This is a genomic window from Salinarimonas soli, assembly GCF_008386575.1.
GTDB lineage: Bacteria > Pseudomonadota > Alphaproteobacteria > Rhizobiales > Beijerinckiaceae > Salinarimonas_A > Salinarimonas_A soli.
On sequence record NZ_VUOA01000019.1, the window covers coordinates 1 to 12,991 of the forward strand.

The 12,991-nt window shown below is 71.5% G+C and carries 13 protein-coding genes and 1 pseudogene; 12 read left to right on the plus strand and 2 right to left on the minus strand.

The features are described 5' to 3' along the window. Positions 1-248, plus strand: a pseudogene (locus F0L46_RS09055) (GTP cyclohydrolase II RibA); the annotation flags it as partial. A 204-nt stretch (positions 249-452) separates the two neighbouring features. Here the strand turns inward: F0L46_RS09055 and F0L46_RS09060 are convergent. After that, complete coding sequence (locus F0L46_RS09060; protein ID WP_438646667.1) at positions 453-2,438, minus strand: 4Fe-4S binding protein; 1,986 nt, start codon at positions 2,436-2,438, stop codon at positions 453-455. 198 nt (positions 2,439-2,636) lie between these two features. Between F0L46_RS09060 and F0L46_RS09065 the strand changes: the two genes are divergently transcribed. From F0L46_RS09065 to F0L46_RS09110, 10 genes are all read left to right on the plus strand, one after another. Next, positions 2,637-3,389: a biotin/lipoate--protein ligase family protein gene (locus tag F0L46_RS09065; RefSeq protein ID WP_149816825.1), complete on the plus strand. Its 753-nt coding sequence runs from the start codon at positions 2,637-2,639 to the stop codon at positions 3,387-3,389. Continuing rightward, complete coding sequence (locus tag F0L46_RS09070) at positions 3,386-3,940, plus strand: DUF6505 family protein (protein WP_149816826.1); 555 nt, start codon at positions 3,386-3,388, stop codon at positions 3,938-3,940. Before F0L46_RS09065 ends, F0L46_RS09070 begins: the two co-directional genes overlap by 4 nt. After that, positions 3,940-4,950: a DUF6352 family protein gene (locus F0L46_RS09075; RefSeq protein WP_149816828.1), complete on the plus strand. Its 1,011-nt coding sequence runs from the start codon at positions 3,940-3,942 to the stop codon at positions 4,948-4,950. The genes F0L46_RS09070 and F0L46_RS09075 overlap by 1 nt, the downstream gene beginning before the upstream one ends. A gap of 26 nt (positions 4,951-4,976) precedes the next feature. After that, the gene (locus F0L46_RS09080; protein WP_149816829.1) at positions 4,977-5,477 is read left to right on the plus strand and encodes a DUF3305 domain-containing protein; all 501 of its coding nucleotides are present in this window, start codon (positions 4,977-4,979) and stop codon (positions 5,475-5,477) included. Further along, a complete protein-coding gene (locus tag F0L46_RS09085; protein ID WP_149816830.1) occupies positions 5,474-6,142 on the plus strand; it encodes a DUF3306 domain-containing protein in 669 nt (222 codons plus the stop codon). Before F0L46_RS09080 ends, F0L46_RS09085 begins: the two co-directional genes overlap by 4 nt. A gap of 207 nt (positions 6,143-6,349) precedes the next feature. Continuing rightward, complete coding sequence (locus F0L46_RS09090; RefSeq protein WP_240539926.1) at positions 6,350-6,955, plus strand: TorD/DmsD family molecular chaperone; 606 nt, start codon at positions 6,350-6,352, stop codon at positions 6,953-6,955. An 89-nt stretch (positions 6,956-7,044) separates the two neighbouring features. Then, the gene (locus F0L46_RS09095; protein WP_149816833.1) at positions 7,045-7,263 is read left to right on the plus strand and encodes a formate dehydrogenase; all 219 of its coding nucleotides are present in this window, start codon (positions 7,045-7,047) and stop codon (positions 7,261-7,263) included. A 12-nt stretch (positions 7,264-7,275) separates the two neighbouring features. After that, positions 7,276-10,221 carry a formate dehydrogenase subunit alpha gene (locus tag F0L46_RS09100; RefSeq protein WP_149816834.1) on the plus strand — a complete coding sequence of 982 codons (2,946 nt, stop codon included), beginning with the start codon at positions 7,276-7,278 and terminating at the stop codon, positions 10,219-10,221. Positions 10,222-10,242: 21 nt separating this feature from the next. Further along, positions 10,243-10,839 carry a formate dehydrogenase FDH3 subunit beta gene (gene fdh3B / locus F0L46_RS09105; protein WP_149816836.1) on the plus strand — a complete coding sequence of 199 codons (597 nt, stop codon included), beginning with the start codon at positions 10,243-10,245 and terminating at the stop codon, positions 10,837-10,839. Between the two features lie 46 nt (positions 10,840-10,885). Beyond that, positions 10,886-11,956 (plus strand): formate dehydrogenase subunit gamma, encoded by a 1,071-nt coding sequence (locus F0L46_RS09110; protein ID WP_240539927.1) that lies wholly within the window; start codon positions 10,886-10,888, stop codon positions 11,954-11,956. A 39-nt stretch (positions 11,957-11,995) separates the two neighbouring features. Here F0L46_RS09110 and F0L46_RS09115 read toward each other — a convergent pair whose 3' ends face one another. Continuing rightward, on the minus strand, positions 11,996-12,364 hold the full coding sequence (locus F0L46_RS09115) for a hypothetical protein (RefSeq protein WP_149816837.1): 369 nt from the start codon (positions 12,362-12,364) through the stop codon (positions 11,996-11,998). Between the two features lie 60 nt (positions 12,365-12,424). On the opposite strand from F0L46_RS09115, the gene mobB reads away from it, so the two are divergent. Further along, positions 12,425-12,988, plus strand: a complete 564-nt coding sequence (mobB, locus tag F0L46_RS09120) for a molybdopterin-guanine dinucleotide biosynthesis protein B (RefSeq protein ID WP_149816838.1) — start codon at positions 12,425-12,427, stop codon at positions 12,986-12,988. Positions 12,989-12,991 lie beyond the last annotated feature (3 nt).

A 12,991-nucleotide genomic window follows, 5' to 3' on the forward strand; every position in this document is an offset into this window, starting at 1 on the left:
TCGACCAGCGCCGGTTCGACTTTGCGGGCGCGATGCTGCGGGCGTTGGGGGTCGGCGCGGTGCGGGTTCTGACGAACAACCCGGAGAAGATCGGGGCGCTGCGGCGGGCGGGTCTGGCGGTGGTGTCGGACGAGCGGGTGGTGGGGCGTCGCACGGAGGAGAACGTGCGCTACCTCGCCTCCAAGCGCGACCGCGCCGGCCACTTCATCGACCTCGATACTGCCGCCATGGCGCCGCCCTGCCGGTAGGTCAGGGACGTCGGAGGTTATCCCGAAAGAGCCGCCTCTCTCACCCTCCGCCCTCGTCCTGAGGTGCCCGCCGTAGGCGGGCCTCGAAGGGCGCTCCAGGGATCTCCGGACGGCTATGGAAGCGTGCTGCGTGCTTCGAGACGCGCTCTTCGAGCGCTCCTCAGCATGAGGGAGAGGGAAACCGGCGTTCTGCGCCGGCCTCCCTCAGTTCAGCCCGTCCTTACCGACCGCCTCGACGCGGGCGTCGTCGGCCGTGCGCGGGAGCGGGCGGGGCGGCATCCCGTGCGGGTCGAAGGACTGGTCGAGCACCGCCTCGACCCGGCAATCGTCGCACATCATGAGCACCTGGACCCGGCTCTGGCCGGACGCGCCGGAGAACATCCAGTGCTTGTCGGCGAGCTTCGCCACCACGCGGTCGATGGTGCTCTTCACGCCGAACGCCTTGGCGCATTGCACGCAGTGGAAGGGCTCCTCCTCCTTCACCACGCGCCTGGGCTCGTTCCAGGCCACGAAATCGAGCCCGGGCTTGAGGGTGATCACCCGCTCCGGGCAGGTGGCGGCGCACAATCCGCACTGCACACACTGCGATTCCGTGAAGCGCAGCATCGGCCGGTCGGGGTTGTCGGAGAGCGCGTTGGTGGGGCAGGCCGAGACGCAGGACAGGCACAGGGTGCACCCGTCCACGTTGATGTCGAGGCCGCCGAAGGGCGCGCCGGCCGCCAGGGCCACCACGTCCACGGGGGCGGGCGCAGCCCGATGGAGCTCGCGGAACGCGGTCTCCAGCACGCCGCGCTTGGCGCCGAGCCCCAGGAACGAGGCGGGAGCCGGGGAGGGGATCCCGGCGGGCGCCCGGTCGAGGGCGGCGCGCAGGGCGTCCGGGTCGTCGGTCTCGACGAGGCCCACGACCCCCGTCCCGTAGCCGAGCTGCGACAGGATCGTGTTCGACAGGCTAACCGTGCGCTCGAGCCCCGAGAGGTCGTGCTTCGGGCTGTGGCGCGACAGGAGGCGGACCCCCGTCGCCCCATAGGCGAAGAGCGCCGCGATGGTCTCCGGCCCCACCTGCGTGATCTCGTTGACCTGGACGGGCATCACGTTCGCCGGCAAGCCCGCGCCGAAGCGCGCCAGGGCGTCGATGAGCGGCTCGCCGTGAGCGGCGTCGTGGAACAGCACCACGCCGTGCTCCCCGCCCGCCGCCCGGTAGGCGCGCATGAGGGTGCGCAGGCGTCCCATGAGGGCGTCGACGGGCGGCAGGGCATAGGCCGCCGCGCCCGTGGGGCAGGCGGCGGCGCAGGAGCCGCAGCCGGCGCAGACCATCGGATCGATCGCCACGTGCTCGCCCGCGGGCGAGATCGCGCCCGTGGGGCATAGATCCAGGCAGCGGGTGCAGCCCGTGATCCGCGAGCGCGAATGGGCGCAAAGCCCCTCGTCGAAGCGGATGAAGCGGGGCTTGTCGAAGGTGCCCACGAGGTGGGAGGCCTCGAAGATCAGGCGCTCGATCGCCGCCGGGTCGCGGGGATCGGCCCTGAGATAGCCGCTGCGCAGCTCGTGCGCGGGAAAGAGCGGCGTGCCGCCCGACACGTCGATGACGAGGTCGCAGGTCGAGGTCGCCCCGTCGCGGCTCGGGCCGAAGGCGAGATGCGCGCGCGACGACGGGGAGGGCAGGGCGTAGTCGTCGATGCGCAGCTCGAAGGCGCCCAGATGCCCCTTGGCTGTCTTGACCGTGCCCTGGAGCACGGGAAATTCCGTGGCGCGGGGCGCCGGCACGGCCTGCGGCCGGGTGATGAGCACGGTGACGTCGAGATGCGCGGCAAGCCGCCGGCCGACCTCGATGGCGGTCTCGTCGCGGCCATAGACGAGGGCGACGCCCTCGCTCTCCAGGGTCACGAGCGGCACGGAGGGCATGGCCTCGCCCGCGGCCGCGAGCAGCGCCGCCATCTTCGGGCCCGCCGCCCGGGCCTCGTCGGACCACCCGGCGGCCTCGCGGACATTGGCGAAGGCGACGCGGTCGCCCGCGCCCGCCTCCTCGGCGACCTCCGTGAAGAGCGGGGCTTCCTGCGTGCAGCCCACGATGATCGGGCGCCCCTCGCCGAGCGCCGCCCGGAAGCGGTCGAGCTCGCGGCGGCAGAGCTGGTCGGCGGTGGCGACGTCCCCGCCGCAGCCCCTCCCGAGGGCCTCGCGGTCGAGCGGCATCGTGCTCTCGCAGGAGCAGGCGAAGACGGTACGTGGAAGCGACATCTGGTTTCCTGCCCGGGACCGTGCGTTTTAGGCGTTCTTTCGAGACTAGCGCGACGCGGCATGACGCCTCTCGACCTCGCACGCCTCATTTTATAAAAGATTGGGGAGAAAGAACGGCTTTTTGGAACCGTTTCAAGTCAGGGACGCCGCTTCATGCCGGTGCACGCCGCGCCGCCGGGCCTCGAGCGGGGCCTCGACCTGCCCTCCCTCTACACCGCCGTCCGCCTGCGCGAGCGGGGCGACGCCTTCGCCCATGCCTGCGCCATCGCGGCCGAGGCGGGCGCCGGCACCTTCGTCCATGTGGGCCGCTTCGACCTGCTCGAATTCGCCGTGGTGCTGGAGCCCGAGGAGCCCTTGGGCCGCGCGCGCCGGGCCTTCTTCGCCGGCATGGCGGCCATCGCGGACGCCGTCGCGGCCCATTGCCCGCCCGAGAAGGGCCTCGCCTTCGCCTGGCCCGACGCGATCCGCTTCGACGGCGCGCTGGTGGGGGGCGGGCGGCTCGGCTGGCCCGAGGGCTGCCCGGAGGACGCCGTGCCCGACTGGCTCGTCTTCGGCGGGATCCTCGTCGCGGCCCGCGTCCGCATCGGCGATCCGGGCTTCCACGTCGATTCCACCTCCCTGGAGGAGGAGGGGTTCGGCACGCCCGAGGAGGTGATCGGCAGCTTCGCCCGCCACCTCATGGTCCATGTCGACGCCTGGGGCGAGCGGGGCTTCGATCCCGTGGCCGAGGCCTATCTGGCGCGCCTGGAGCGCGAGAAGGCGGGCGATACCCGGGGCATCGACGTGAACGGCGACCTCCTGATCCGCCACCACGGCGAGCGCGGCCCGGTCCGCCGCGTGCCCCTGCTGCCGGCCTTGCAGGTCCCGGGCTGGCTCGATCCGGCGACCGGCGGGGTGCGGCTGTGACCCTGCGCCTCCCCCGCACCATCCGCCTCGACCCCTCCGACACCCTCGTCTTCGCCCACGCCGCCGAGCCCGGCGAATGGGCCGTGACGGGCTCGTTCCTGTTCCTCGACGCCGATCCCGCGGCGCTCGCGGGCAAGGAGCGGGCCGCGTTCCGGGCGGGCTTCGCGGGCGTGGCGTCGCTCGGCTTCTCGACCCTCGTCGTGGTGACGGACGCGACGCCCGCGGAGTTCGAGGAGGCGGTCGAGACGCTGGCCCGCCACATCCACGCCCGCTTCGGCGCGCCCGACATGGACGCCGCCCGCGGCGCCGCCCGGGAGGAGGTCGCCTTCGCGGCGTCCCTGTGCGACCATCCGGCGGGCACCCTGCTGGCGCTCCACCGCACGGTGGAGGACGGCGAGGTGCGCGAGCGCTTCCGGACGCTGCGCGCCCGCGACGAGAACGCCCCGGGCGCCGACCGGCTGCACGCCCACACCCGGCCCTTCCTCGTGGTCGAGACCGACGAGCCGGAGGAGAGCGTCGACCTCCTCGGCCTCATGGAGACGAAACGCTGATGCGCGAGTTCTGGGTCTCGAGCGGCCATCACCTCACCCGGCGCACGGAGGGCGGCGGCCTGCTCGTCACGGACGAGCTGCTGCTCGCCTATCTGGCGCGGCCCGAGCTCGTGCCCCCGCCCGAGGCCTGCGACGCGGAGCGGGCGCTGCATGCCGCGCTCCTCGCCGACCCGCGCCGCGCCGTGAGCCCCGCCGAGATCGAGGCGCTGGCGGATCCGGACGCGCGGGAGAACTGGGGGTTCATGACTGCCTTCCGCGACCGCCTCGCGGCCGCTCCCACCGTGGAGGCGGCCTATCTCGACCTCGTGCGGCGGGGCGCAGGCGCCGTCCCGCCGCTCTTCCTCAACCAGCTCGTCCACCTCATCCTGCGCAACGCCCTCGACGGCGTGGACGACCCTTACGTCCTGCGGGCGGCCGAGCTGTTCTACCGGCCCCAGCGCGCCTCCCGGCACGAGGGCGCGCTCCTGCTCGCCGACGCGGAGGTGATCGAGGCCCGCGAGGCCGAGCGCCCCCGCTCGCCGCTGCTCGCCATGTTCGGGGAGGGCGGCGAGCCCGACCTCGACGTCCTCGACGACGGCAATGCCTGGACCTATTGGAGCCGCTCCGACGCCCACACCATGGCCCTCAACCTGGGCTCGAATCCGAAGAGCCGGGCGGGGCTCGCCCGCGCCGTCGAGGCCTTCGTGCGCCACCTCCTGCACGAGACCGTGAGCGTCGAGCCCGTGGCGGAGATGCGCGACGCCGACTGGCGCTGGTTCACGGGCCTCGACGCAGAGGCGACCCGCATCGGCAACGCCCTGTGGCGCGGCGAGGCGCCCGGGCAGGACGAGATCGAGCGGGTGCTCGCCCTGTTCCGCCTCACCTTCGCCGACACCAGCCGCGTGGAGCCGTCCGTGGGCTCGCGGCCTGTCTACCTCATCCTCGCCATGACCGCCGACCGCCTGGTGCGGGTGAAGCCGCAGAACCTCGTCACGGGCCTGCCGCTCGTGGAGGGCGCGCGTGCGGCCTGAGCGGGGACGAGGAGGGGGCGTCGACCATGGCTGAGGACCGTTTCACCGTCGGCGTCGTGGCGATCAAGCGCAAGCTCAAGAGCGCGTGGGTGTCCCATGCCTGGGCGCCGCTCGCGGTGCTGCCCGCCGCACCCGCCGCCACGCCCTGGACGCTCCTCTCCCGCGAGGGCGAGGACGAGACCTGGTATGCGGGCCCCGCCGAGGTGACCCTCCATTCGGGCGAGACGGCGCATTACCGGGACAACCTGTCGGTCGAGCGTCCGAGCCTGTGGGTGGCCCTGCGCCCGACCGCGGGCGAGGAGCTCGACGTGGCCCTCGTCACCGCAGACCCCTACGAGGGCGAGGCGCTCGCCGAGAGCGCCGACCTCCTCGTCGAGGCGGTGCCGATGCCCCCCGACATCGTCGAGCGGGTCGCCGCGTTCTTCGCCGCCCACCATGTCGAGCGGCCCTTCTTCAAGCGGAAACGCGACCGGGCCGGGACGGGCGGCGGGCCACGCCCGCCCGTCCCGGAGGAGGGCGAGCCGTGAGCCGCGACGAGGACGGCTTCCTCTCCCGCTGGTCGCGTCGCAAGCAGGAGGCCCGCCGCGAGCCGCCGCCCGAGCCCGTGGCCCCCGAGGCAGCGCCCGTGCCGGACGCCGAGGCGAGCCCGGCGGAGGACGCCGCAGCCCCTGAGGCCGTGGAGATGAGCGCGGAGGAGATCGCCGCGCTCCCGCCCGTCGAGAGCATCGGCCCGCAGACCGACATCACCGTCTTCCTGCGCAAGGGCGTGCCGGCGGCGTTGCGCAAGGCCGCGCTGCGGCGGCTCTGGGCCGCCGATCCCGCCATCCGGGACTACGTCAACGAGGCGCGCGAATACGCCTATGACTGGAACGTGCCGGGCGGCGTGCCCGGCACAGGCGAGCTCCTGCCCACCGACGACGTGCCGGCCATGGTGGCGTGGATCTTCGGCACGCACCCCCCGGCCGAGCCGCCGCCCGAGGCCGCCGAGGCGTCCCAGGATGCGGCCGCGGCGCCGGACGAGACCGCCGCCGCCGAGCCGCGTCCCGCCTTGGAGGCGCCCGAGGCGCCTGCGACAAAATCGGCCGAAAACGGTCCGGCTGGCGCGATTTCGGCGGAGGCCGAGCCGCTTTCCCCTGGGAAGGACGCCGAAATGCCCCGTCCCAGGCGCCATGGCGGCGCGGCTCCAGTTTGAAACCATTCCATTTTTCGTTTGCACGGCCGCGAGCCCGCCCGCTAATATGCCGCTCAAACAAGCAGACGGCGCCGATCTCCCCCCAAGGCGCCCGAACCCGAGGAACGGATGAGAGAGAGGGCGCGTGATCCTGCGATCCGCACCGCCGTCGTCGGCGCTTCCCTTGGAGCGCCCGGCGGAGCCTTGCCGTCCGCTCCCGCGAGCCCCATGACCGACGAGGCCGCCCACGGCGCCGACGCGCTCGACGAGATCGACCGCCAGCGCGCCCACGAATATACCCTGCTCGCCGTCGTGCTCGGCCGCGCGCCGACCCGCGATGTGCTCGACGTGCTGTCGGGCCTCCAGGGCGACGCCTCGCCCCTCGGCATGGCCCATATCGCCCTCGCGGAGGCGGCCTCGCAGGCCGATCCGGCGGCGCTCCAGCGGGAATATTTCGACCTCTTCGTGGGCGTCGGCCGGGGCGAGCTCCTGCCCTACGGCTCCTATTACCAGGCCGGCTTCCTCCACGACCGCCCGCTCGCGCGGGTGCGCGACGACCTCGTGCGGCTCGGGATCGAGCGCGTCGAGCGGCTGCCCGAGCCCGAGGATCACGTCGCCATCCTGTGCGAGACCATGGCGGGCCTCGTCGACGGCCGCTTCGGCACGCCGCCGGGGGAGGACCGCGTCTTCTTCGAGCGGCACCTGAAGCCCTGGGCCGGCCGGTTCTTCGCCGACCTCGCGGTCTCCCCCTCGGCCCGGTTCTACCGGTCGGTGGCGGAGCTGGGAGGCCTGTTCGTGGAGGTGGAGGCGCAGGCCTTCGCCATGGACGGCTGAGCCGTCCGGGACGGATCACGCGGCGCGTCCCGCCGCCAAGCAAGCAAGTGGGCCAAGGTGCGAGGCGCCGGAGACCCGAGGAGGAGCGTATGACGCGCAAGACCGACGACAAGGCGCTCGACCGCCGCGGCTTCTTCAAGGCCGTGGGCGGCGCCACCACCGTGGCCGCGGCGGCGGTCGCCTCGCCGCTGGCCGCGCCCGAGGCCGCCGCGCAGGCGTCCGACGACGAGCGCCGGGCCCGCTACCGCGAGACCGACCACGTGAAGGCCTTCTACCGCACCAACGGCTACGAGACGTTGAAGAAGTGAGATCGTAAAGCCATGCTGACCAAGCGCAGGAGCGGCGACGCCAGCCGCAGCAAACTGTCCGTCGTGGCCGCCGGGCTCGCCTCGGCCGCCATCGACCGCCGCACGTTCCTGCGGCGCTCGGGCCTCGCGGTCGGCGGTCTCGCCGCCGTGGGCTCGATCTCGCTCGGCAGCGTCCGCAAGGCGCAGGCCGCGGGCGAGGGCCTCACGCCCTCCATGGGCAAGGAGGTGCGGCGCAACATCTGCACCCACTGCTCCGTGGGCTGCACGGTGACGGCCGAGGTCGTGAACGGCGTCTGGGTCGGCCAGGAGCCGTCCTGGGAGAGCCCCATCAACCGGGGCACGCACTGCGCCAAGGGCGCCGCGATCCGCGAACTCGTGCACGGCGACCGCCGCCTCAAGTACCCGCTCAAGATGGTGGGCGGCCAATGGCAGCGCATCTCGTGGGAGCAGGCCTACGACGAGATCACCAAGAAGCTGCTCGAGATCCGCGAGAAGAACGGCGCGGACTCGGTCTATTGGCTCGGCTCGGCGAAGTTCACCAACGAGGCGGCCTACCTCTTCCGCAAGCTCGGCGCCTTCTGGGGCACCAACTCCGTCGACCACCAGGCCCGCATCTGCCATTCCACCACGGTGGCGGGCGTCGCCAACACCTGGGGCTACGGCGCCCAGACGAACTCCTACAACGACATCCGCAATGCCAAGACGATGGTCATCATCGGCGGCAACCCGGCGGAGGCGCACCCGGTCTCGATGCAGCACGTGCTGTCGGGCAAGGAGATCAACCGCGCCAAGGTGTTCGTGGTCGACCCGCGCTTCACCCGCACGGCCGCGCACGCCACCGAATATGTGCGCCTGCGCCCGGGCACCGACATCCCCCTCATCTGGGGCATGCTCTACCACATCTTCCAGAACGGCTGGGAGGACAAGGACTTCATCGCCAAGCGGGTCCACGGCATGGACCAGATCCGCAAGGAGGTGGAGAAGTGGGACCCGAAGACCGTCGAGGACGTCACGGGCGTTCCCGGCGACCAGGTGCGGCGCATGGCCGAGGCCTTCGCCAAGGAGAAGCCCGCGACGCTGATCTGGTGCATGGGCTCGACCCAGCACACGGTCGGCACCGCCAACGTGCGGGCGAACTGCGTCCTGCTGCTTGCCACCGGCAATGTCGGCGCGCCGGGCACGGGCGCCAACATCTTCCGCGGCCACACCAACGTGCAGGGCGCCACCGATCTCGGCCTCGATATCTCGACGCTGCCGCTCTATTACGGCCTCGTCGAGGCGGCCTGGAAGCACTGGGCCCGCGTCTGGGAGGTCGAGTACGACTGGCTGGTGTCGCGCTTCGACGACATCCCGGCGAAGGGCGGACGTCCCGCCCGCCCGGCCAAGACCAACATGGAGACGCCCGGCATCACCTCGACCCGGTGGTTCGACGCGACGCTCCTGCCCGACGAGCAGATCGACCAGCGCTCGCCCATCAAGGCGATGATGGTGTTCGGCCACGGCGGCAACACCGTGACGCGCATCCCCGACGCCAAGAAGGGCATGGAGCTCCTCGACCTTCTCGTGGTCGCCGACCCCCATCCCACGACCTTCGCGGCCCTGCCCGAGCGCAAGGAGAACACCTACCTCCTGCCCATCGCCACCTCCCTGGAGATGGACGGGTCGCGCACGGCCTCCAACCGGTCGATCCAGTGGGGCGAGAAGATCGTCGAGCCGATCTTCGAGGCCAAGGACGACTACGAGGTGATGTACAACTTCGCCCAGAAGCTCGGCTTCGCCGACAGGATGTTCAAGAACATCAAGATCGAGAAGGGCATCCCGCTCGCGGAGGACATCCTGCGCGAGATCAACCGGGGCGGCTGGTCGACGGGCTATTGCGGGCAGAGCCCGGAGCGCCTCAAGGCGCACATGAAGAACCAGCGCAAGTTCGACCTCGTGACGCTGCGCGCGCCCAAGGACGACCCGGAGGTGGGCGGCGACCACTACGGCCTGCCCTGGCCGTGCTGGGGCAAGCCGGAGATCCGCCACCCGGGCACGCCCATCCTCTACAACACCAACCTCCACGTGAAGGACGGCGGCGGCACCTTCCGGGCCCGCTTCGGCGTCGAGCGCAACGGCGAGACCCTGCTCGCCGAGGACTCGTTCTCGCTCGGCTCCGAGCTCACCGACGGCTACCCCGAGTTCACCCTTGGCGTGCTGAAGAAGCTCGGATGGGACAAAGATCTGACGCCTGACGAGTTGGCGGTGATCACCCGGGTCGGCGGCAACGCGCCCGACGCGGTGAGCTGGACGACCGACCTCTCGGGCGGCATCCAGCGCGTCTGCCTCGACCATGGCGTGGCGCCCTACGGCAACGCCAAGGCGCGCGCGGTGGCCTGGAACCTGCCCGACCCGGTGCCTGTCCACCGCGAGCCGATCTACACGGCCCGCCAGGACCTCGTGGCGAAGTACCCGACCCGGCCCGACGAGCGTCAGTTCCGCATGCCCAACATCGGCTTCTCGGTGCAGAAGGCGGCGGTCGACAAGAACATGGCCAAGGACTTCCCGATCATCCTCACCTCCGGGCGACTGGTGGAATACGAGGGCGGCGGCGAGGAGACCCGGTCGAACCGGTGGCTCGCCGAGCTGCAGCAGGACATGTTCGTCGAGGTGAACACCCGCGACGCCGCCGCGCGCGGCATCAAGGACGGCCAGTTCGTTTGGGTGCTCGGCCCCGAGAGCTCGTCGAAGGCCCGCATGAAGGCCCTCGTGACGGATCGCGTCGCGCCCGGCGTCGCCTTCATGCCCTTCCACTTCTCGGGCTGGTTCGAGGGCGTGGACCTGCGCAAGCGCTACCCCTCCGGCACGGACCCGATCGTGCTCGGCGAGAGCGCCAACTCGGTGACGACCTACGGCTTCGATCCGGTGACCGGCATGCAGGAGACGAAGTGCACCCTCTGCCAGATCCGCGCCGCTTGAGACCTTGAAGGACCTGATCCCATGGCCCGCATGAAATTCCTCTGCGACGCGGACCGCTGCATCGAGTGCAACGCCTGCGTCACCGCCTGCAAGAACGAGCACGACGTCCCGTGGGGCATCAACCGCCGCCGCGTCGTGACCCTCAACGACGGCAAGCCCGGCGAGCGCTCCGTCTCCATGGCCTGCATGCACTGCACCGACGCGCCCTGCGCGGCGGTGTGCCCGACCTCGTGCTTCTACAACACGGCGGACGGGGTGGTGCTGCACTCCAAGGACCTGTGCATCGGCTGCGGCTATTGCTTCTACGCCTGCCCGTTCGGCGCGCCCCAATATCCCCGCGTCGGCAATTTCGGCACGCGTGGCAAGATGGACAAGTGCACCTATTGCTCGGGCGGGCCTGAGGCCGACCTGACCACCGCCGAGTACGTGAAGTACGGCTCCAACCGTCTCGCCGAGGGCAAGCTGCCGCTGTGCGCCGAGCTGTGCTCGACCAAGGCGCTGCTTGCCGGCGACGGCGAGATCATCGCGCGCATCTACAAGGAGCGCGTGCTCACCCGGGGCTACGGCTCCGGCGCATGGGGCTGGAAGACGGCCTATCGGGAGACGGTGGCGCTCTAGGGCGCCGCCGCCTCGCAAAGCCCCCTTCCCGTTGAGGACGCCTCCGATGCTGTTTCGCTCAATGAACGCCCGCGCCGCGCTGGCCGCGCTGGCCATGACCCTCGGTCTCGGGCTCGCGGCTCCGGCCCACGCCCAGCACGGCCAGGATCCCAAGCCCGCCGTCCAGACCACGAACCCGAGCGCCCGCAACCCGACCGCCGATTCCGTGACGGAGGACGCGCTCCTGCGCCAGCTCCAGGGCGGCAGCCATATCGGCGGGCGCATCTCGATCCCGGATTACAAGGCCTCGATCCTCGAGCAGCCGCAAGGCCGCGACTACCGCCAGTTCCGCGAGGGCTACCTGCCCTGGATCGGCGGCATCGCGGTGCTCGGCATGATCCTGGCGCTCGCCGCCTTCTTCTTCACGAAGGGCCGCATCCGCCTGGAGCATTCCGAGGAATCGGGCCGCAAGATCCTGCGCTTCAACGCCTTCGAGCGCTTCACGCACTGGCTCACCGCCATGTGCTTCATCGTGCTCGCGATCTCCGGCCTGAACTACATCTTCGGCAAGCGCCTGCTCCTGCCGCTCATCGGCGCGGACGCGTTCTCGGCCTGGGCCCAGTACGCGAAGTTCGCCCACAACTACCTGTCGTGGCCCTTCATGATCGGCCTCGTCGTCATGATCCTGGTCTGGATCCGCGACAACATCCCCGACCGCACGGACATCAACTGGATCAAGCAGGGCGGCGGTCTCGTGGGCAAGGGCGGGCACCCGCCGGCACGGCGCTTCAACGCCGGCCAGAAGATGGTCTATTGGTCCGTGGCGCTGGGCGGCCTGGCGCTCGCCGCGTCCGGTCTCGTGATGCTGTTCCCGTTCTCGGCGGCCGACATCAACGGCATGCAGCTCGCGCAATATGTCCACGCCACCGTGGGCGTGCTCCTCATCGCCGTGATGATCGCCCACATCTATATCGGGTCGCTCGGCATGGAGGGCGCCTACGACGCCATGGGTTCCGGGGAGGTCGACCTCGCCTGGGCGAAGACGCACCACAGCCTCTGGGTCGAGGAGCAGCAGGCCAAGACCGCGAGCGGCCCGCAGATCGGCCGCGGCGGCAAAAGCCCGGCTCCCGCCGAGTGAAGGATCCGGCGCGGGCCATGCGCCCGCGCCGCCTCGACCTTACTTGGACTGCGTCGGCACGCCGGGGGAGGGCCCCGCCGATCCGGTGCTCGTCACGGGCTCGGAGCACTGGGCCGGCGTCTTGACGCAATCGATCTGGGTGCCCGGCGCCGCCGAGCGCGTGGCGCCCTGGGCGGCGGGAAGCGCCCCGCGCTCGGGCACGCTGAGGTCGCCGGTCTTGACCGGCTGCTCGACGCCGGCATTCCCCGGCGAGGACGGCGCGGCCGTGGCATTGGACGGGGGAGCCGCCGCCTGCTGGGCGAGGGCGGCGACCGGCCCGAGACAGGCGATGGCGGCAGCCAGGATGATGGACTTCATGGACGAACCTTTCCGCTCGGCGTCGCCGGAGACCGTGCGGTCCCGGCTCATGGGCTTCCAGAGGGCAACGTCGCACCCTGCGACAGGTTCTCATAAGCGTGGCGGCACGCCATGCGCGTGATCGGCCTCGCGGGCTGGAGCGGCGCCGGCAAGACCACCCTGCTCACGCGGCTCATTCCCATTCTGCGCGAGCGGGGCCTGCGGGTGTCGACCCTCAAGCACGCCCATCACGCCTTCGATATCGACCGGCCCGGCAAGGACTCGTACGAGCACCGCGAGGCGGGCGCGAGCGAGGTGCTGATCGCCTCCGCCCGGCGCTGGGCCCTGCTCCATGAGCTGCGCGCTGGCGAGCCCGAGCCGCCGCTGGCCCAACTCCTCGCGAAGCTCGCGCCCGTGGACCTCGCGATCGTCGAGGGCTTCAAGACCCAGGCGCATCCGAAGATCGAGGTCCACCGCGCCGCCAACGGCAAGCCGCCGCTCTATCCCGAGATCGCGAACGTGCGCGCCATCGCCTCCGACGTGCCGATCCCGGACGCCCCCGTCCCGGTCCTGCACCTCGACGATCTCTCGGCCATCGCCGACGCGGTCCAAGGGCTCGCCATGCCGCTCGCCCAGGTGACGGAGCTGCTCGCCCGCGACCCCGGGCGGCCTCGCCTGCCCGAGCCGCGCCCTTGACGG